Here is a 20569-nt window from a genome sequence, read left to right as displayed (position 1 = left end):
GCTCAGCCGTGCGAGGCGGCGGCGATGATGGCGAGGTAGGCGCGCACGGTAGCGTCCAGGCCGGCGTACAGCGCCTCGCCGATCAGTGCGTGGCCGATCGAGACTTCGCCGACCTGCGGCACGGCGCGGAGGAAGTCGCCGAGGTTGGCCTGGCTGAGGTCGTGCCCGGCATTGACCCCGAGGCCGAGCGCGCGTGCCTGCTCGGCGGTGCGCGCACAGCGGGCGAGCTCGCGCTCCGGCACGCCGGCGGCATGCGCCTGGGCGTAGGGGCCGGTGTAGATCTCGATGCGGTCGGCGCCGATCGCGGCGGCTTCTTCCAGGCCCTCGACGCCGGCATCGACGAAGAGGCTGACCCGGCAGCCCAGGGCCTTGAGCTCGGCCACCACCGGCCGCAGCCGGGCGGCATCGCGGCGCAGATCGAAGCCGTGGTCGGAGGTGATCTGGCCGTCGCTGTCCGGCACCAGCGTGGCCTGGGTCGGCCGCGCCGCGGCGCACAGGGCGAGAAAGCCGGGGTAGCCTTCGCGCGGCGGCGCGAACGGGTTGCCTTCCAGGTTGTACTCGACCCGGCCGGCGATGGCCGCGGCCAACGCCAGGACGTCCTCCGGCGTGACATGCCGGCGGTCGGGGCGGGGATGCACGGTGATGCCGCCGGCGCCGGCGGCGATCACGGTGTCCACCGCCGCGACCGGAGCGGGAGCATGGCCGCCGCGCGAATTGCGCAGGACGGCGATCTTGTTGAGGTTGACGCTGAGCAGGGTCATGCGGCGCAAGCCTACGCGAGCGGGCGCACGGCGGGTAGGGCGCCCGCCCGGGCACGCCCGACGGCGGAATCCGGGATAATCCGGAGCGATCCGACCCCCCCCCGGGAGACCCGCGATGCCTGCCGTCCGTGTTCTTGCCGTGCTGCTGCTCACCGTGCTGGCGGCGGCCTGCGACCAGGCCGCCGCACCGACCGGGCCGTCGACGGTCGAGAGCGAAGCCGCCCTGCCGGAAGCCGGCTGCGATGCCGAGCGCGCGCAGTGGGGGATCGGCGAAACGGCCAGCGAGGAACTGCTCGAACGCCTGCGCTTCGACGCCGGCGCCGACCTGGCCCGCTACCTGCGGCCGGGACAGGCGGTGACGCTGGAATACCATCACGCCCGGCTCAACGCCGAACTGGACGAAGAGGGCGTGGTGGTGGCGTTGCGCTGCGGCTGAGGGCTTGCGGACTCTCCAGGCGCGCCTCAGCGGCTGTCGCCGTCGAGGTGGAACCAGCGCCCGCGCTCGCGGCGGAAGCGGCTGCGCTCGTGCAGCCCTGCGCCCTGCCGCCGCCGCGTCAGCGGGCGATGAACTCGACCTCGGCGCGATCCGGGCCGGTGACGACCTGCCGCTTCACCTGCAGTCCGAGCCTGGTAGTGCGCGCGCCCGGCGGAGCCTCGAGTGCGAGCGCGGCCGGACGCGTGTCCGGATGCCAGGTGGTCAGCAGGTCATTGCGCAGTTCCAGCGCGTAGGCGCTGCAGCGCGAGCGCATCTGCGCCGCGGCGCCGGGTGCGGCCTCGCCGGCATGCCGGCGGCCGCAGCAGTCGGCGTACGGGCGGCCGGAGCCGCAGGGGCAGAAGGCGGGCATGCCGGGACAGCGCGGGAACGACACCGCGCAGTCTACCCGTCCGTGCGATGCCGGGTTGACAGCGGTGCGGCGTCTGCCGGCATACTCGGCCGGCCATGACCCGTATCGCCGCCCGTCTTCACGCGTCCATCACCTGTTGTTGCGGTGGCATGTCTGCGTCCGTGCGGACCCGGTGCTGCTGAGTCAGGCGCCCCCAGAAACCTCCCCCTGACCCTCCCCGAGACCCGCGACGGCGCTGCCCGTGCGGGACGGCCGGGCCAGCGTGCGTCGCGTCGATCGCGGGACCCCCCAAAGGATCGACCATGAACGACAAGCACGCCGCCACATCACCTTCCGCCGCCGACGCCTTGCGCCGGCGCCCGCTGCTGTCCGCGATCGCCCTGGCCCTGCTGGCCGGGGGCGCCCAGGCGCAAGCCGTCGCCGAGGAGGAGGCCGAACGCGACCAGGCCCGCGCCCTCGACGCGGTCGTCGTCACCGGCACCCGCGCGCTGGACCGCACCGTCGCCGAATCGCTGTCGCCGATCGACCTGATCCCGGTCGAGACCCTGCAGGCGCAGGCCTCGCCCGAGATCAACGCCGCGCTGGCGCGGCTGGTGCCTTCGTTCAATTTCCCGCGCCCGTCGATCACCGACGGCACCGACCACGTGCGCCCGGCCCAGTTGCGCGGCCTGGCCCCGGACCAGGTGCTGGTGCTGGTCAACGGCAAGCGCCGCCACACCACCGCGATCGTCAACGTCAACGGCACCATCGGCCGCGGCTCCTCGCCGGTGGATCTGAACACCATCCCGGTGGCGGCGATCGAGCGCATCGAGGTGCTGCGCGACGGCGCCTCGGCGCTGTACGGCTCCGATGCCATCGCCGGCGTGATCAACATCGTGCTCAGGAGCGGGCGCGAGGGCGGCAGCCTGGATGCCCGCTACGGCGAGCACAAGGCCGGCGATGGCGAGCTGGTCCAGGTCGCCGCCAGCACCAGCCTGGACATGGGCGCCGGCCACCTGACCGTGACCGCCGAGTACCGCGACCGCGGCTTCACCAACCGCTCCCGGCCCGATCCGCGCCAGCAGTACCCGCTGATCGACGGCCAGCCCGATCCGCGCGAAGCCACGATCAACCGCCTCAACCACCGCCAGGGCGACGCCGACGTCCAGGACCGGATCGTGTTCTTCAATGGCGGCGCAGCGCTGGGGGACGACGTCGAGTTCTACGCCTTCGGCAGCTATGGCCAGCGTGACGGCGAGTCGGCCGGCTTCTTCCGCCGCCCGCTCGACCCGCGCAACGTGCCGGCGATCCATCCCGACGGCTTTCTGCCGCTGATCGTCTCCGACAGCCAGGACCGCAGCCTGGCCGGCGGCGTGCGCGGCACCGCCGCGGGCGGGTGGCGCTGGGATGCAAGCCTCACCACCGGCGGCAACGACTTCGCCTTCCACGTCGCCAACAGCGTGAACACCGCGCTCGGCGCGGCCAGTCCGACCCGTTTCTACGCCGGCAGCCTGACCAACGACCTGACCGCGTTCAACCTCGATCTCGGCCGCGGCTTGGAGGTCGGCGGCCTGGCCTATCCGCTCAACCTGGCCGTCGGCCTGGAGTACCGCCAGGACGAGTTCCGCATCCGCGCCGGCCAGCCGGAGAGCTACTTCTTCAACCCGGCCACGCCGACCGTGCCCGGCGGCGCCCAGGTCTTCCCCGGCTTCCGTCCGTCCGACCAGGTGGACGTCAGCCGCGACGCCTGGTCGGTGTACCTGGATCTCGAGGGCGACCTGAGCGATCGCCTCGCCTTCGGCGCGGCGGTACGCCACGAGGACTACAGCGACTTCGGCAGCACCACCTCGGGCAAGCTGTCCGGCCGCTACGCGCTGACCGACGCGCTGGCGCTGCGCGGCACCGCCAGCACCGGCTTCCGTGCGCCCTCGCTGGCCCAGCAGTACTACTCGACCACCGCGACCACCTTCATCAACATCGGCGGCGTGCTGCAGCCGTTCGAGGTGCGCACCTTTCCGGTCACCGATCCGGTGGCGCAGCTGCTCGGTGCCGAACCGCTCAAGGCGGAGAAGTCGAGCAGCCTCAGCCTCGGCCTGAGCGCCGCGCTCGGCTACCGCTGGACGCTGACCATCGATGCCTACCGGATCGACATCGACGACCGCATCCTGCTGTCGGAGAACCTGGTCGGCACGCCGGTGCGGCAGTTCCTGGTCGCCAACGGCTTTCCCAACGCCAGCGGCGGCCGCTACTTCACCAACGCCGCCGACACCCGCACCCGCGGCGTGGACCTGGTCGCCAGCGGCCAGTACGCGCTCGGCGCCGGCGAGCTGGGCCTGACCCTGGCCTGGAACTGGAACGACACCGAGGTGACCCGGCTGGCGCCCAATCCGGCCAGCCTGCGGCAGGTCGACCCCGGCCTGCAGCGGATCGGCCGCGCCGAGCTCGGCCGCATCCAGGACGGCGCCCCCAAGAGCAAGGGCGTGCTGGGCCTGGACTACCGCCTCGGCCCCTGGGACCTGCGCCTGGGCGCCACCCATTACGGCAAGTACACCACCTTCAACAACACCGACCCGGCCCTGGACCAGACCTTCGGCCGCGAGCTGGTGGTGGACGTGGCCGCCGGCTACCGCTTCGGCAACGGGTTGCGGCTGACCGTGGGCGCCGACAACGTGTTCGACGCCTACCCCGACGAGGTGATCCCGGCCAATTCCTTCAACGGCATCCTGCCGTATTCGACCAGCGCCCCGTTCGGCTACAACGGCGCGTTCTACTACGCGCGGGTCGACTGGACCTTCTGAGTGACGCCGGACCGCTCCGCCCGCAGGCGGAGCGGTCCGCTCGGCGGCCGCGGGAATGCGCGCGACCGTGCCCGCCTTCGACGGTGGCCCCGCGCCCGGAGAACCGGCAGGCGCTCAGACCCCGCCGCGTCCGACCAGGCGCAGGAACTCGGCGCGGGTGCGGGCATCGTCGCGGAACGAGCCCAGCAGTTCGCTGGTGATCATGGTCACCCCGGGCTTGCGCACGCCGCGGGTGGTCATGCACTCGTGGCTGGCCTCGATCACCACGCCGACGCCGCGCGGCGCCAGCACCTGGTCGATGCACTGGGCGATCTGGGCGGTCAGCTTCTCCTGCACCTGGAAGCGGCGGGAATAGGCCTCCACCACCCGCACCAGCTTGCTGATCCCGACCACCTTGCGAATCGGCAGGTAGCCGACGTGGACACGGCCGATGATCGGCGCCATGTGGTGCTCGCAGTGCGACTGGAAGTCGATGTCGCGCAGCACGATCATCTCGTCGTAGCCGCCGACTTCCTCGAAGGTCAGGCGCAGGTACTCGGCCGGGTCCTCGGCATAGCCGGAGAACCAGTCGGCGTAGGCCTCGACCACCCGGCGCGGGGTGTCGCGCAGGCCCTCGCGGTCGGGGTCGTCGCCGGCCCAGCGCAGCAGGGTGCGGACGGCGGCCTCGGCGTCCTCGCGGGTCACGGCTTCGCTGGGGTGGCGGCGCATGCGACATGCTCCCGGTGGCTGGCGGCGATGCCATCACCAGTCTATCCCGGCCGACGCCGGAGGCGCCGCCCTCCCCCGGTCACACCCCGGGCCGGCCGGGAAAATCTCGACTCCGTCACACAAAGCCAACGATCGGCTACAGCTTCGGCCCCTTCGTGCCGCTACCGGTCGCGAAGGTGGAGCCCCGTGTGTGCGGACCGACCGCCACCACGGCTCCCGAGCCCCCCTGTAGAACCCGTTGGAGATGACGAGATGTACAAGACCTCTTGCCTGCTGGCCGTGCTGGCGCTCGCGTTCAGCGTCGACGCCGACGCCCAGGCCGTGCGCAGCGCGATCCGTGGCCAGATCCCGGCGGAACAGGCGATCGAGTTCGTCGACCGCGAGGGCACCGTCTGTGGCAAGGTCGAGAGCGTCCGCCACGCCCAGAACAGCAGCGGCGAGCCGACCTTCCTGTACATGGGTGGCGACTTCCCGAGGCATACCTTCTCGGTACGGATCTGGGGCAAGGACCGCGACAAGTTCCGGCCCGAGCCCGAGGCCCTGGCCGGCAAGGTGCTGTGCGCCACCGGCCGCATCGCCCGCGCCAGCGGCCGCGCCGAGATCGTGGTGGCGTCACCCTCGTCGCTGGCACTGGCCGCCGACTGAAGCTTCCCCGGCGGCGGGCCGGAGCGTCACTGGCCGGCCCGTCGATTTCCGCACCGTTCAAGCGCTTTGCGCGGAGCCGCGCTCCGCCGATGCCCCCGAAGGAAGATCCGATGAACTGGGTACGCAACCTGAAGATCGCCCCGAAGCTGCTGCTGGCGTTCGGGCTCGTGCTGGCACTGTCGCTGATCCAGGGCGTGTCCTCGTTCCGCGGCCTGTCGTCGCTGGACGAGGCGGCGGACGAGATCACCGCGGCGATGCACAGCGTCCGCAACGCCACCCTGCTGCGCGCCCTGGTCGGCGATTACCGCACCCAGGAATACCGCCTGCTGATGCGCGCCAGCGACGAGGTCAAGGCCGAGGCGATGTCGCGCCTGGACGAGTTGGCCACCGAGATCGACGAGCTGGAGCACGCGCAGCTGGAGCTGGTCGCCAGCGACGAGGAGCGCGCCCTGACCGAACGCGTGATCGAGAGCTGGAAGGCCTTCCACGACATCTCCAGGACGGTGCGCGAACTGATCGAGATGGAGCTGGAGGAGGACGCGATCGACTTCCACCTCGGCGATGCCCAGAACGCCTATGAGGTGTTGGTCGCCGAGCTCGACTCGCTGGTCGATCTCAATGCCGGCAGCGCGAACATGGCGGCCGAGGCGGCGGACTCGGCCTATGTCGCCGCCAGCAGCTCGATCCTGGTGCTGGTGCTGATCGGCATCGCCGCCGGCCTGGGCTTGGCCTGGTTCGTCGCGCGGATGCTCAGCCAGGGCATGCAGGGCGCCGTGCGCGTCGCCCGCGAGGTGGCCGGCGGCAAGCTCGACGGCGAGATCGTGGTCGCCGGCAAGGACGAAGTCGGCGAGCTGATGCAGGCCATGCAGACCATGCAGCGCGACCTGCGCGAGCGGATCGAGCGCGACCGCCGCATCGCCGCCGAGAACCTGCGCATCCGCAACGCGCTGGACATGTCCAGCACCAGCGTGATGATCGCCGACATCCAGCGCAACGTGATCTACGCCAACCACGCAGTGGTCGATCTGCTCGACAAGCAGGCCGACGAGCTGCGCAAGCGCTACCCCGATTTCGACGCGCACAAGCTGGTCGGCCGCAGCATCGACCTGTTCCACGACGAGCCGGAGCGCGTGGCCGAGCTGCTGGACGCGCTCGACAGCATCCACCGCTCACAGATCCGGGTCGGCAACGCCTGGTTCGCCCAGACCATCTCGCCGGTGCTCGACGCCAACGGCGAACGCCTCGGCTTCGTGGTCGAGTGGCGCGACCGCACCGCCGAGGTCGCGGTCGAGCGCGAGGTGGCCGAGGTCATCCAGGCCGCCGCGGTCGGTGACCTGGACAAACGCATCCCGGTCGACGGCAAGCAGGGCTTCTTCCGCCAGCTCGCCGACGGCATCAATGCCATGCTCGACACCAACAAGGCCAGCATCGACGAGGTGCAGCGCGTGCTCGCCGCACTGGCCAAGGGCGACCTCACCCAGAAGATCGAGGCCGACTTCCAGGGTGTGTTCGGCCAGATGAAGGACGACGCCAACGCCACCGTCGACCAGCTCACCGCCATCGTCGGCGGCATCAAGCAGGCCACCGACGCGATCAACGTCGCCGCCCGCGAGATCGCCTCCGGCAACGCCGACCTGTCCAGCCGCACCGAGCAGCAGGCCGCCTCGCTGGAAGAGACCGCCTCGTCGATGGAGGAGCTCACCTCCACCGTGCAGCAGAACGCCGAGAACGCACGCCAGGCCAACCAGCTCGCCATCGGCGCCTCCGACGTCGCGGTCAAGGGCGGCAGCGTGGTCGGCGAGGTCGTGGCCACGATGAACGAGATCAACAGCGCGTCGAAGAAGATCGTCGACATCATCGGCGTGATCGACGGCATCGCCTTCCAGACCAACATCCTGGCGCTGAACGCCGCGGTCGAGGCCGCCCGCGCCGGCGAGCAGGGCCGCGGCTTCGCGGTGGTCGCCTCCGAGGTCCGCTCGCTGGCGCAGCGTTCGGCCGAGGCCGCCAAGGAGATCAAGGGCCTGATCGGCGACTCGGTGAACAAGGTCGCCGACGGCACCCTGCTGGTCGACCAGGCCGGCAAGACGATGGCCGAGATCGTGACCTCGGTGAAGCGCGTCACCGACATCATGGCCGAGATCGCCGCCGCCTCCGACGAGCAGGCCGCCGGCATCGAGCAGGTCAACCAGACCGTCACCCACATGGACGAGGTCACCCAGCAGAACGCCGCGCTGGTGGAAGAGGCCACCGCCGCCGCCCGCTCGCTGGAGGAGCAGGCCGCCAACCTCGCGCGCGCGGTGTCCGCCTTCCGCCTGTCCGAGCAGCACCTGCACGCGGTGTCGGCGCTGCAGCACGAGGCCGATGCCCTGTTCGCGCCGGCGCCGCCCGCCCGGCCGAAGGCCGCGCCGCGGCCCGCCGCCGCCGCGGTCAAGCCGCTGCGGGCCGGCGGCAACGGCAAGGCGCGCGGAAAGATCGACGCCGACGACCAGCACTGGCAGGAGTTCTGACCGGCGCGGTCGGCGACGACGACGAAACGGCGGCCTCGGGCCGCCGTTTCTCGTTTCTCGTTGTCCCCGGCCGCGCCGCTGAGTCTCGGCCGCTGAGACGGCGGATCGGGCATCATCCCCGCCCATGCCCGCGCCCGACTTCCGCCTCTGCCACGGCAACGATCTCGACGTGCTCGCCGGCCTGCTGGCCGAGCAGTTGCGCGCGCCGGCCGAAGGCGCCGGCACGCTCGACCCGGACCTGATCCTGATCCCGCAGGCGGCGATGAAGCGTTGGCTGGTGAAAGTGCTGGCCGAGCGCCACGGCATCGCGGCGAACCTCGAATTCCTCGCCCCGGGCGAGTTCGTCGGCCGCGTGCTCGCCGCCAATCTGCCCGCCGGCGAGGACATCGCCAGTGCCGATCCGGAGATCCTGCGCTGGCGGCTGTTCGCGGTCCTGCGGGATCGCGACGCGCTCGCCCATCCGGCCCTGGCCGGCGTCCTGGCCGGCTACCTCGACGGCGCCGAGGCCGTGCTCAAGGCCTGGTGCCTGGCCGGTGAGCTGGCCGAGGTGTTCGCCAAATACCAGGCCTGGCGACGCGACTGGCTGCTGCGCTGGGACGACGGCGCCGATCCGCACGACTGGCAGGCCGAGCTGTGGCGGCGGGTGACGGCCGGCGGCCGCCACCGGGCCCGCGCCATCGACGACTTCCTGCGCCGCCACGCCGGCGACGACGCGCCGCCGCCACGCGGCCTGCCGCCACGGGTGTTCGCCTTCGCCTGCATCAACGTCTCGCCGGACGTGTTGCGCGTGTTCGCCGCCGCCGCCCGCGCCTGCACGCTGCACTTCTACCTGCCGACGCCGACCCGCAAGTACTGGGGCGACCTGCGGACCCTGCGTGAACGCCTGGCCGCCGGCGACAGCGATCCGTTCGAGGTGGGCGAGAACCCGCTGCTGGCGCGCTGGGGCCGGGCCGGGCGCGATTTCGTCGCCACGCTGTTCGCCGATGCCGGGCTCACCGCCCGCGAAACCGAGGCCTATGTCGAACCGGAGCAGGCGGGCGGCCTGCTGCAGCACCTGCGCCGCGACCTGCTCGAACGCCAGCCGCCGCCCGCCGAGAAAGAGCTCAGGCGGCCGCTGGCGTCGCTGGCCGGCGACCGCTCGCTGCAGGTGCATGCCTGCCACACCCGCCTGCGCGAAGTGCAGGTGCTGCACGACCAGTTGCGCGCGCTGCTCGAAGACCAGCCCGACCTGGAGCCGCGCCAGATCGCGGTGATGGCACCCGACATCGACCTCTACGCCCCCTATGTCGCCGCCGTGTTCGGCGGCGCCCAGGGCACGCCGCGCTTCATTCCCTACACCGTCGCCGACGGCAGCGCGCTGGCCACGCAACCGCTGGCCGACCTGTGCCTGCGCCTGCTCGACCTGCCGAGCGCGCGATTCACCGCCAACGAGGTGCTCGACCTGCTGGCGCTGCCGCCGGTGGCGCGCCAGTACGGCGTCGATCCCGAGCGGCTGGACACCCTGCGCGGCTGGCTTGCCGCCGCCGGCGCGCGCTGGGGGCTGGACGCCGACCACCGTGCGCGCCTCGGTGCTCCCGGCGAGCATGCCTGCACCTGGGCCTTCGCCATCGAGCGCCTGCTGCTCGGGCATGCCGCCGGCGGCGACGACGACATCGCCGGCGTCGCGCCCTGGCCGGAACTCGAAGGTGGCGACCTGCGCGCGCTCGACGCCCTGCTGCGGTTGCTGCGCACGCTGGCCTCGCTGGCACGGCGCTTCGCCGAGCCGCAACCGCCGGCGGTCTGGAAGCGTGCGCTCGGCGAGGGGCTGCGCGCACTGGTGTCCGACACCCCTGCCGAGCCCGGCGACCGCCGCGCGCTCGAGCGTCTCGACGACGAACTCCGGCGTTTCGCCGAGGCCGCCGCGCAGGCCGGCGTCGAGGCGCCGGTGCCGCCCGAGGTGGTGCGCGCGCATTTCCGCGCCCGGCTCGGCGAGGCCGACACGCGCCAGCCGTTCCTCAGCGGCGGCGTCACCTTCTGCCGCATGGTGCCGATGCGGCTGATCCCGTTCCGCGTGATCTGCCTGCTCGGCATGAACGATGGCGACTACCCGCGGCGCGAGCCGCCGGCCGCGCTCAACCGGCTGGTCGCCGCGCTCGACGCGCCCGGCCAGCGCCGCCCGGGTGACCGCTCGGTGCGCGAGGACGACCGTTTTTTGTTCCTGCAACTGCTCAACGCCGCCGACCGAGTGTTCTACCTGAGCTACCTCGGCCGCGACGCCGGGGATGGCAGCGCGCGCGAGCCGAGCGTGCTGGTGTCCGAGCTGCTCGACGAGGCCGCGTGCTACTTCGACGATCCCGAGGCGGCGCGCCAGCGGCTGGTGCTGCACCACCCGCTGCAGCCGTTCGGCGCCGCGCCCGATGCCGATCCGCGCCGTGCCGGTTTCGATCCGGCCTGGCAGCTGCCGCGCACGCCGGGCGCGGCCAGCATGCCGGCGTTCGCGCCTGCGCCCCTGCCGGCGCAGGCCGGCAGCGCCGACATCGACTACACCGCGCTGCGCCGCTTCCTGCTCGATCCGCCGCGCGCCTTCCTGCGCGGCCGGCTCGGCCTCTCCATTCCCGAGCGTGCGGCGCGGCTGCCGGAGGACGAGCCCTTCGCGCCCGCGGACGGCTTCGACGCGTCTGTGCTGCGCCAGCGCGTGCTGATCGCATTGGCCGACGACGACGACCTCGACCGCGACGCGCTGTGCCGCCGCCTGCAGGCCGAAGCCTGGCTGCCGCCGGCCGCGGCCGGGCGATTGCGCCTGCGCGAACTGATCGATCTGGCCGCGCCGGTGGCCGCCGCATGGCGCAGGCACCGGCGCGGCGAGGCGCGGGCCATGCCGTTCGCGCTCGACCTCGGCGAGACCCGTCTGCACGGCGCGCTCGACGATGGCCAGGCCGATGCCTTCCTGCGCGCGAAGGCCGGCAAACCGTCCGGCCGCGACTGGCTGCGCTGGCACCTGGACGCGCTGGTGCTGTCGGCACTGGACGAACCGCGTCCGCTGCTGGCCTTCGCCGATTTCGGCCGTGACGGCCACGGCCCGCTGGCCTTGCCTCGCCACGCGCCGGAGGCCGCGCACGCCGCGCTGCGCTGGCTGACGGGCCTGATGACGCGGGGCCTGTGCCAGCCGCTGCCGTTCCGTCCCGCCGCCGGCCACGAATGGGCCAGGGCCTGGGACGAGGCGGCACACGACGAGGAACGCGAAGTCCGCGCGCTTGAGCGGGCGAAAGCGAAGTGGCGCAACCAGGACGACCAGGGCGAAGGCGCCGACCCGTGGACGGCGCTGGCGCTGCGCGGCGCCGAGCCCTTCGTGGATGCGGCCGCCACCGCCCGCTTCGGCGCGCTGGCGCGGGCGATCTTCGCCGCCCTGCGCGAGGCGCGCGTGCCGGAGGAGGCGGCATGAACCACCTCGTGCTCGACCTGCCGCTGGCCGGCGTCCACCGCATCGAGGCCAGTGCCGGCACCGGCAAGACCTTCACGCTCGCGCTGGCGCACACCCGGCTGGTGATCGAGCGCGGGCTCGACGTGCGCCGCATCCTCGCCGTCACCTTCACCGAGGCGGCCACCCAGGAGCTGCGCGAGCGCCTGCGCCAGCAGCTCGACCGTGCCGCCGCGCTGGCCGGCGACGGCGCCGAGCGCGTCGCCGCGCTGTCCTCGCCGGAGGCCGCCGAGGCCCTCACCGCCCTGTTGATCGCGCGCCGTCTGCAGGACGAGCCGGCCGCCGCGCTGGCGCGGCGGCTGCGCCAGGCCGCCGCCGACATCGACCTGGCCGCGGTGTTCACCATCCACGGCTTCTGTCAGCGCACGCTGAAGGAGCATGCGCTGGCCGTCGGCGAGCCGCTGCTGCCGCGCGAGATGCTCGGCAACGAGCGCCCGTTGCTGGAAGAAGTCGCCCGCGACCTGTGGCGCTGCCGTACCCGCGAAGCCGACGATGCCGGCCGGATGACCGCGCTGTGGCGCGATCCGGCCGCCTTCGCCCGCGACCTGCGCGACCTGCTGCGGGCCGATGCCCTGCAGCCGCCGCGTGGCGAGGTCGATACCGGCGCGGTGGCGGCGCTGGCCACGGCCGCCGCCGCGCTGCGCGCCGCCTGGCGTGCGCATGGCGCGCAGGCCTGGGCCGCCATCGAGGAGGCGCGCGCGCGCAAAGTGCTCAACGGCAACAGGTTGCGCGCCGACACCCTGGGCAGGCTCCGCGATGCGCTGGCCGCCTTTGCCGCCGACGCCACCCTGCCCGAGCCGCCCACCGACAGGCTCGACTACGTGACCGCCGAGGGCCTGCGCGCGCGCAGCAAGGCCGGCCGCGAGGACGAGGTTCCGGATTCGCCGCTGTTCGCCGCCATCGCCGACTTCCTCGCCGCCCGCGCCGCCGCCCTGCGCGCCGAAGGGCAGGCCGTCGCCAACCTGCTGCACGACCTGCGCGATGCCGCCGCCGCGCGGCTGCGCGAGCTCAAGGCGCAGCGCGGCCAGCTCGGTTTCGACGACCTGATCGCCGGCGTCCACGACGCCCTGCACGGCCCGCACGGCGACGCGCTCGCCGCCGCGCTGCGCGCGCAATACCCGGTGGCGCTGGTGGACGAGTTCCAGGACACCGACGCCCGTCAGTGGGCGATCTTCCGGCGCCTGTATGTCGAGGCGGCCACCGCCGAAGCGACCGCGCTGTACCTGATCGGCGACCCCAAGCAGGCGATCTACCGCTTCCGCGGCGGCGACGTGCACACCTACCACCGCGCCGGCCGCGACGTGCAGTCCACCCATGCGCTCGACGCCAACTTCCGCTCGCGGCCGGCGCTGCTGCGCGCGATCGCGGCGCTGTTCGCGCGCGGCGGCGACTTCCCCTTCGCCGACGGCCAAACCCCGTTCCCGCCCGTGCGGCCCGGCGGGCGCATCGCCGACGACGACTTCCGGCTCGGCGGGTCCGTCGCGCCGGCCCTGCACCTGTGGTCGCTGCCGCTGCGGCCGGGCGAGACCACGACCAAGGGCGGCGTCGCCACCATCAAGACCGATAAGGCACGCGCGCTGGCCGCCACCGCCACCGCCACGCGCATCCACGCCCTGCTGAGCGGCGGCGATGCCTGCCTGCGCGACGACGGCGTCATGCGGCCGCCACGGCCGGGTGACATCGCCGTGCTGGTCAACAAGCATGACGAGGCCGCCCTGGTGCAGCGCGCACTGGCGGCGCGCGGCATTCCCGCCGTCACCGCCGGACGCGCCAGCCTGTTCGCCACCGATGAAGCGCGCGAACTGCTGTGGCTGCTCGACGCCCTGCGCGACCCCGCCGACGAGGGCCGCCTGCGTGCCGCGCTCGCCACCGTGCTGCTCGGCCTCGACGCCGCCGCCATCGACGCGCTCGCGCACGACCAGGCCGCGCACCGGCATTGGCTCGACGCCTTCGCGCAGTGGCGCGAGCGTTGGGACCGGCACGGCCCGCTGGCGCCGATCACCGCATGCGTGGCCGAGGCCGCGCCGCGCCTGCTGCGGCTCGCCGACGGCGAGCGCCGGCTCACCAACTACCTGCAGCTCGCCGAGCAGTTGCAGGAAGCCGCTGCGCTCGCGCTCGGCCCGGCCGGTCTGGTCGACTGGCTGGCGCGCCGCATCGACGAGGCCGACGAGCACGACCAGACGCAGCAACTGCGGCTGGAGTCCGATGCCGAGCGCGTGCGCATCCTCACCCTGCACAGGAGCAAGGGCCTGGAATTCCCGCTGGTGTTCCTGCCCTTCGCTGCGCTGCCGCCGGCGCGCGGACAGCAGGGGCTGGCGCTGGTCGAACACCACGACGGCGCGCGCCGCGTGCAGCACGCCAAGATCGCCGGCCTCGACGACGGCTACGACGACGCGGCCGCGGCGGCCAGCCGGGAAATCCTCGCCGAGCAGTTGCGCCTGCTCTACGTCGGCCTGACCCGCGCGCGGCATGCGCTGTGGCTGGCGGCCGGCGCGGTCAACGGCGGCGAGGACAGCGCATTGGCCTGGTTGCTCGGTGGCGGCGGCACCCCCGCGACGCTCGGCGAGGACGAGGTACTGCACGCCATCGCAGCGCTGGCGGCCGTCGCGCCGGACGCCATCGTCCACGAGCCGTTCCCGGCGCTGGATGCCGAGTATCCGCCGCCGCCGGCGGCGAGCCACCAGGCGCCACCGCCGTTGCGCACGCCGCGCCGCACGCTGCGCCGCGACTGGTGGGTGCACAGCTTCTCGCAGCTCACCCGCGAGGACGGCGGCGAGGACGAGCGCCGCGCCGAGGACGAGATGCCGGCATCGGCCGAGGCGGAGACCGAACGCTCGCCGTTCGCCGGCGCGCGCTTCGGCAACGTGCTGCACGCCGCGCTGGAACGGGTCGATTTCGCCGCCTGGCACGGCTGGCGCCGGGACGAGCCGCCACCGGCGCAGGCCGCGCCGCTGCGCGAGGCGCTGCGCGGCGGCGGCTACGACAGCGACACCCTGCTGGCCGAGGGCGAGCGCCTGCTCACCGCGCTGGTTCGGCACACGCTCAACACGCCGCTGCCCGAGGGCATCCGCCTCGCCGAACTGCCGCCACAGGCGCGCCGCAACGAGCTGGAGTTCCATTTCGCCCTGCGTCCGGTCACGGTGCCGATCCTGCTCGACCTGCTGCACGCGCACGGCCTGCTGCGCGCGCGCCACGGCTTCGGCGCGCGCGAGCGGCTGGAGGGCCTGATGACCGGCAAGATCGATCTGGTCTATCAGCACGCCGGCCGCTGCTACCTGCTCGACTACAAGTCCAACCGGCTGCGGGATTACGGGACCGAGGGCGTGCTGGAAGCGATGCGTCACGGCGAGTACGAGCTGCAGTACGCGATCTACGCCCTGGCGCTGCACCGCTGGCTGCGTTTCCGCCTGCCCGACTACGACTACGATCGCCACTTCGGCGGCGTGCGCTATCTGTTCTGCCGCGGGCTGGACGCCGACGCCGCGCCCTCGCCGGGCGTGTTCGCCTGCACCCCGCCGCGCGCGCTGATCGAAGGGCTGGACGCGCTGTTCGGCACCCCGGGGGAGGATGCCGCATGAGCCTGTACGACGCCCTGCGCCGGGGCGGCTGGCTGCGCGCCATCGACGAGGCCCTGGCCGATACGCTGCGCCGGCGGCGCCCGGACACCGACCCGCGCGTGCTCGCCGCCGCCGCGCTCGCCAGCCACGCCGTCGCCCACGGCCACAGCGGCCTGCCGCTGGCGCACATCGACGACTTCCTGCGCGAGATCGCGCCCGAGCCTGCACCGCCGCCACTGCCGTCGCTGGCGGAATGGCGCGAGGCGCTCGCCGCCTCGCCATGGGTGGCGGCGCTCCCGGCGCAACACCCGGACGACCCCACGCGCGGCTACCCCCTGGTGCTCGATGCCGACCGCCTCTACCTGCGCCGCTACCACGACTACGAGCAGCGCCTGGCCAGCGCGCTGCGCCGGCTCGCCCGGCCATGCGGCGAGGCCGGCGACGAGGCCTGGCTGCGCGCGCGCCTGCACGCCCTGTTCCCGGCCAGCGGCGATGACGCGCCGGACGCCCAGGCCCTGGCCGCGCTGGCCGCGCTGCGCCGCCGCCTGCTGCTGCTCACCGGCGGCCCGGGCACCGGCAAGACCACCACCGTCGCCCGCCTGCTGGTGCTGCTGGTCGAACAGGCCCTCCAGGGCGGCGGCGAGCTGCCGCGCATCGCGCTGGCCGCGCCGACCGGCAAGGCCGCCACCCGCCTGTCCGAAGCCCTGCGCGACAACCTCGCCCGGCTGGTCGCCACCGGCGCACTCGATGAAACGCTCGCCGCGCGCATTCCCAGCGACGCGAAAACCCTGCACCGCCTGCTCGGCTGGCAGCCCGGCCGCACCGGCTTCCGCCACCACGCCGGCCACCCGCTTGCGGCCGATCTGGTGATCGTCGACGAGGCCTCGATGATCGACCTGCCGCTGATGACCAAACTGGTCGAGGCCGTCCCGCCCGGCGCGCGGCTGGTGCTGATCGGCGACCGCGACCAGCTGCCCTCGGTGGAAACCGGCGACGTGCTGGCCGCGCTGTGCGACGCCGCCGGCGAGGGCGACGGCTTCGACGGCGCCTTCGCCGAATGGGCCGGCGGCCTGCTCGGCGCGCCGGTCGCCGTGCGCGACGGCGACGCGCCGCTGGCCGGCGCGCGCGTGCATCTGCGGCGCACCTACCGCCAGGGCGAAGGGCTGGCGCTGGCGCCGCTGGCCGCATGCATCCGCGCCGGCGAGGCCGAGGCGGCGATCGCCGGCCTGCAGCGCGGCGACTTCACCGGCGTGGCGTGGCGACAGGGCAGCGACCGCGCGCTGGCCGAACAGGTGCTGGCCTCGGCTTTGCCGCACTACCGCGCCGTCGCCGCCGCGCCCGACCCGGGCGAGGGCCTGCGCCGAGCGCGCGCGTTCCGCGTGCTCGCGGCACTGCGCGAGGGCGCGGCCGGCGCGCGCACGCTGGACGCGCAGATCACCGACGCGCTGCGTCCCAACGGCGCCGGCGAGCTGTTCCACGGCCGCCTGCTGATCGTCACCGAGAACAGCTACCGCCACGGCCTGTTCAACGGCGACATGGGCCTGTGCTGGCGCGAAGCCGACGGCACGCTGCGGGTGTGGTTCGACACCGCAGACGGCTTGCGTCCGTGGCTGCCGGCCGCGCTGCCCGCGCACGCCGGCGCCTATGCGTTGACCGTGCACAAGTCGCAGGGCTCGGAATTCGACGACGTCTTCCTCGCCCTGCCCGAACGCGACGCCCGCGTGCTCGGCCGCGAGCTGCTCTACACCGGCCTCACCCGCGCCCGCCGTGCGGTCACCCTGTGGGCGCGCGAGGACGTGCTGCGCGCGGCGATCGCCCGACGCACGCAGCGCTGGAGCGGGCTGGTCGAGCGCTTGGCGCAAGGATGACGCCAGGCCGCCGCGCCAGTCCGCTTGCGGGATGGGCGCATGTACGGCATATTGCCGTACGCAGGAGCGACGCCATGACCACCACCGCCGACCGCCTCGAGGTGCGCATCAGCGCGCAGGACAAGCAGACCATCGCCCGCGCCGCCGAGCTGCAGGGCGAGGGCGTCTCCGCGTTCGCGCGCAGCGTGCTCGTGCGCGAGGCCGAGCGCGTGCTGGAGGCCGAAAAGACCGTCGTGCTCTCGGCAAAGGAATCGCGGCGCTTCCTGCAGGCGCTGGATCGGCCGTTCACGCCCAATGCCAAACTCCGGGCCGCTCTGGCCCGCGGTGACAAGCTCGGACTTTGAATGCCGCTGTCCATCGAGCGGCTGGACGCCGCCCGCCACGACCGCGCCGACTTCCATTGCGGCGTGCCGTCGCTCGACCGCTACCTGCATGAACTCGCCGCACAGCATCAGCGCAGGCGCGTCTCCACCACCTACGTGCTGATCGACAGCGCCGCACCGCGCCGGATCCTCGGCTACTACACCCTGAGCTTCGGCGCATTGCGGCTCGACGACCTGCCGCCGGCCGAGCGCAGGAAACTGCCGCGCCACCCGGTGCCGGCCGCCCGCATGGGCCGGCTGGCCGTCGATGAAGCCCATCGCGGACGCGGTTACGGCGAGCTGTTGCTGCAGAACGCCGTCAAGCGCTGCCTCGCCGCGGGCGACGAGATCGCCTGCTACGCCCTCGCCGTCGATGCACTCGACGACAGCGCCGCGCGCTTCTACGAACGCTACGGGTTCTCACCCTGCGACGACGGCGAGCGACAGTGGTACCTGCCGCTGGGCCGCGTGGGTTGAGGAAGCGCTGAACAAGTGCCGTCATCCCCGCGAAAGTGGGGATCCAGTGACTTCGTAACCTCCCCCGTCAAGCGGACATTTTGGAAGTAGAGTCGCTGGCCTCGTGGTGATTGCGGTACTCGGCGGGGGTCAGTCTTCGCCGGTCAGGAACCACACCGGCCGCAGCGCAAAGCGGCGGCGGGCGTTGTCGTCGAGTCTGGCGTTCGGCCATGACGTCCCCTGTCGCTGTGTCGATGATGCGACGGCCGATCATGTCCGATCCGGCGCTACTCGTAGTGCAGCGCCTCGCTGCGGCCGCGGAACACCCAGTAGGAATAGATCGTGTAGCCGATGATCGCCGGCAGGGTGATCAGCGCGCCGACCAGGATGAACTTGAGCGAGCCCGGCGCGGCGGCGGCGTCCCAGATGGTGAGGCGGTCGATCACCAGGTAGGGGAACAGGCTGTAGGCGAGGCCGGCGAAGGCCAGCACGAAGATGCCCACCGCCGCCGCGAACGGCGCCCACGGCTTGCCGTGCTCGCCGCGCGCCATCCGGCGCAGGCGGCTCTCGCACCAGGCGAACAGCAGCGCGGTCAGCACCGGGATCGGCAGCAGCAGGAACAGGGTCGGCACGCTGAACCACTTCTCGAAGATGCGCGGGCTGACATAGGGCGTGGCGATCGAGACCGCCGCGATACCGATCGCGGTCAGCCACAGCGCGCGCTGCGCCCAGCGCACCGCGCGGTCCACCAGCTCGCCCTCGGCCTTCATGATCAGCCAGCAGGCGCCGAGCAGGGCGTAGCCGGCGCACAGGCACACGGCGATGAAGGCGGCGAACAGCAGCGCCACGCCGTCGCTGCGGAAGCCGAGGATGTACTGGCCGAGCATGAAGCCCTGCGCCAGTGCGGCCAGCAGCGAGCCGGCCCAGAAGGCGGCGTTCCACAACGGCTTGTGCTCGTCGTGCGCCTTGACCCGGAAGTCGAAGGCCACGCCGCGCAGGATCAGCCCGATCAGCATCGCCGCCACCGGCAGGTAGAGCGCGGTCAGGATCACCCCGTGCGCCATCGGGAAGGCCACCAGCAGCAGGCCGACGCCCAGCACCAGCCAGGTCTCGTTGGCGTCCCAGAACGGGCCGATCGAGGCGATCATCGCGTCCTTTTGCGTGTCGCTTGCGCCCTGCAGCAGGATGCCGACGCCGAGGTCGTAGCCGTCCAGCACCACGTAGACCAGCATCGCCAGGGCCATCAGGCCCAGAAAGATCAACGGCAGCCAGGCGTCCATCTCAGGCCTCCTGCGCCGCGGCGGGGGCGGCGTCGACATGCGGTTGCGACGCCTTGCGCGCCATGTGGAACAGCACCGAGACGTAGGCCAGCAGCAGCACCACGTAGACGGTGAGATAGGCCGACAGGCTCAGGCCGATCAGCGGCGCCGGCACGTCCGAGGCTGCCTCGGCGGTGGTGAGCACGCCGTAGACCAGCCACGGCTGGCGGCCGATCTCGGTGACGTACCAGCCGGCGACGGTGGCGACCCAGCCGGAGAAGCTCATCGCCACCAGCACCTTGAGCAGCCATGGCGCCGGTTCGCCGCGGCGGCGCAGCTGCCACGCCGCCAGCCACGACACCGCCAGCATCAGCAGGCCGACGCCGACCATCACCCGGAAGCTCCAGAACACCGGCGCCACCGGCGGGTGGTCGGGGAAGGAATTCAGGCCCTTGACCTCGCCGTCGAGTGAGTGGGTGAGGATCAGGCTGGCGGCCTTGGGGATGCTCAGCTCGAAGCGGTTGCTGCGGGTGGCCTCGTCGGGCCAGGCGAACAGCCGCAGCGCGGCGCCCTGCTCGTCCTCCCAGATGCCCTCCATCGCCGCCACCTTGGCCGGCTGGTGTTCGAGGGTGTTCAGGCCGTGCAGGTCGCCGACGAAGATCTGCAGCGGGATCAGCAGCGCGGCGGCGACCACGCCGGTGCGCAACGCCGCCTGCACGCCGGCGCTGCGGTCGCCGCGCAGGCGGCGGTAGGCCGACAGCCCGGCGACCAGGAAGGCCGCGGTCAGGCCCGAGGCCAGCAGCATGTGCGCCAGCCGGTACGGGAAGGACGGGTTGAAGATCACCCCCCACCAGCTCAATGGATGCGCCTGGCCGTCGATCATCTCGAACGCGACCGGGGTCTGCATCCACGAATTGAGCGCCAGGATCCAGAACGCCGACAGCGAGGTGCCGACGGCGACCAGCAAGGTGGCGATCGTGTGCATGCGCTCGCCCACCCGCTTGCGGCCGAACAGCATCACGCCGAGGAAGGTCGCTTCCAGGAAGAACGCGGTCAGCACCTCGTAGCCGAGCAGCGGCCCGGCGATGTTGCCCACCCGCTCCATGAAGCCCGGCCAGTTGGTGCCGAACTGGAAGCTCATGGTGATGCCGCTGACCACGCCGAGCGCGAAGCTCAGCGCGAACACCTTCACCCAGAAGCCGTAGGCGTCCATCCAGCGCTGCTCGCCGGTGGCGGCGAAGCGCAGCTTGAAGAACAGCAGGATCCAGGCCAGCGCGATGGTGATGGCGGGAAACAGGATGTGGAAGGTGATGTTGGCGGCGAACTGGATGCGCGCCAGCATCACCGGATCGACGGCGGTGTCCATC

General features: G+C 72.7%; 14 protein-coding genes. 9 read left to right on the top strand and 5 right to left on the bottom strand.

Going from position 1 to position 20569, the window contains the following annotated elements:
- Positions 1–2: 2 nt before the first annotated feature.
- Entirely contained in the window at positions 3–761 is a 759-nt protein-coding gene (locus HNQ58_RS07175; RefSeq protein WP_183948228.1) for a pyridoxine 5'-phosphate synthase, read from the bottom strand.
- A gap of 115 nt (positions 762–876) precedes the next feature.
- Between HNQ58_RS07175 and HNQ58_RS07170 the strand changes: the two genes are divergently transcribed.
- On the top strand, positions 877–1197 hold the full coding sequence (locus HNQ58_RS07170; protein ID WP_183948227.1) for an I78 family peptidase inhibitor: 321 nt from the start codon (positions 877–879) through the stop codon (positions 1195–1197).
- A 118-nt stretch (positions 1198–1315) separates the two neighbouring features.
- On the opposite strand, the gene HNQ58_RS07165 is transcribed toward HNQ58_RS07170, so the two are convergent.
- Positions 1316–1606 carry a YchJ family protein gene (locus tag HNQ58_RS07165; RefSeq protein ID WP_409616474.1) on the bottom strand — a complete coding sequence of 97 codons (291 nt, stop codon included), beginning with the start codon at positions 1604–1606 and terminating at the stop codon, positions 1316–1318.
- Positions 1607–1908: 302 nt separating this feature from the next.
- On the opposite strand from HNQ58_RS07165, the gene HNQ58_RS07155 reads away from it, so the two are divergent.
- Positions 1909–4383, top strand: a complete 2475-nt coding sequence (locus tag HNQ58_RS07155; RefSeq protein WP_183948226.1) for a TonB-dependent receptor plug domain-containing protein — start codon at positions 1909–1911, stop codon at positions 4381–4383.
- A 114-nt stretch (positions 4384–4497) separates the two neighbouring features.
- Here HNQ58_RS07155 and folE read toward each other — a convergent pair whose 3' ends face one another.
- The gene (gene folE / locus HNQ58_RS07150) at positions 4498–5091 is read right to left on the bottom strand and encodes a GTP cyclohydrolase I FolE (protein WP_183948225.1); all 594 of its coding nucleotides are present in this window, start codon (positions 5089–5091) and stop codon (positions 4498–4500) included.
- Positions 5092–5343: 252 nt separating this feature from the next.
- Between folE and HNQ58_RS07145 the strand changes: the two genes are divergently transcribed.
- From HNQ58_RS07145 to HNQ58_RS07115, 7 genes are all read left to right on the top strand, one after another.
- Entirely contained in the window at positions 5344–5736 is a 393-nt protein-coding gene (locus tag HNQ58_RS07145; RefSeq protein ID WP_221301199.1) for a hypothetical protein, read from the top strand.
- A gap of 110 nt (positions 5737–5846) precedes the next feature.
- The gene (locus tag HNQ58_RS13545; RefSeq protein ID WP_183948224.1) at positions 5847–8243 is read left to right on the top strand and encodes a methyl-accepting chemotaxis protein; all 2397 of its coding nucleotides are present in this window, start codon (positions 5847–5849) and stop codon (positions 8241–8243) included.
- A 124-nt stretch (positions 8244–8367) separates the two neighbouring features.
- Positions 8368–11664, top strand: coding sequence for an exodeoxyribonuclease V subunit gamma (gene recC, locus HNQ58_RS07135; protein WP_183948223.1), 3297 nt, complete (start codon positions 8368–8370; stop codon positions 11662–11664).
- A complete protein-coding gene (gene recB / locus HNQ58_RS07130; RefSeq protein ID WP_183948222.1) occupies positions 11661–15278 on the top strand; it encodes an exodeoxyribonuclease V subunit beta in 3618 nt (1205 codons plus the stop codon). Before recC ends, recB begins: the two co-directional genes overlap by 4 nt.
- Positions 15275–17125, top strand: a complete 1851-nt coding sequence (gene recD, locus HNQ58_RS07125; protein WP_183948221.1) for an exodeoxyribonuclease V subunit alpha — start codon at positions 15275–15277, stop codon at positions 17123–17125. The genes recB and recD overlap by 4 nt, the downstream gene beginning before the upstream one ends.
- A 74-nt stretch (positions 17126–17199) precedes the next feature.
- Entirely contained in the window at positions 17200–17469 is a 270-nt protein-coding gene (locus HNQ58_RS07120; RefSeq protein WP_183948220.1) for a type II toxin-antitoxin system TacA family antitoxin, read from the top strand.
- Entirely contained in the window at positions 17470–17964 is a 495-nt protein-coding gene (locus HNQ58_RS07115) for a GNAT family N-acetyltransferase (RefSeq protein WP_183948219.1), read from the top strand.
- 266 nt (positions 17965–18230) lie between these two features.
- On the opposite strand, the gene HNQ58_RS07110 is transcribed toward HNQ58_RS07115, so the two are convergent.
- Both HNQ58_RS07110 and HNQ58_RS07105 read right to left on the bottom strand, forming a co-directional pair.
- Positions 18231–19223 (bottom strand): cytochrome d ubiquinol oxidase subunit II, encoded by a 993-nt coding sequence (locus HNQ58_RS07110; protein ID WP_183948218.1) that lies wholly within the window; start codon positions 19221–19223, stop codon positions 18231–18233.
- A 1-nt stretch (position 19224) separates the two neighbouring features.
- Complete coding sequence (locus HNQ58_RS07105; protein ID WP_183948217.1) at positions 19225–20568, bottom strand: cytochrome ubiquinol oxidase subunit I; 1344 nt, start codon at positions 20566–20568, stop codon at positions 19225–19227.
- Between the last annotated feature and the right edge of the window lies 1 nt (position 20569).

Source organism: Rehaibacterium terrae (genome assembly GCF_014202935.1).
GTDB classification, from domain to species: Bacteria; Pseudomonadota; Gammaproteobacteria; order Xanthomonadales; family Xanthomonadaceae; genus Rehaibacterium; species Rehaibacterium terrae.
The sequence above is the reverse complement of the archived record's forward strand: the minus strand, read 5'-3'. Positions and strand labels throughout refer to the sequence as shown.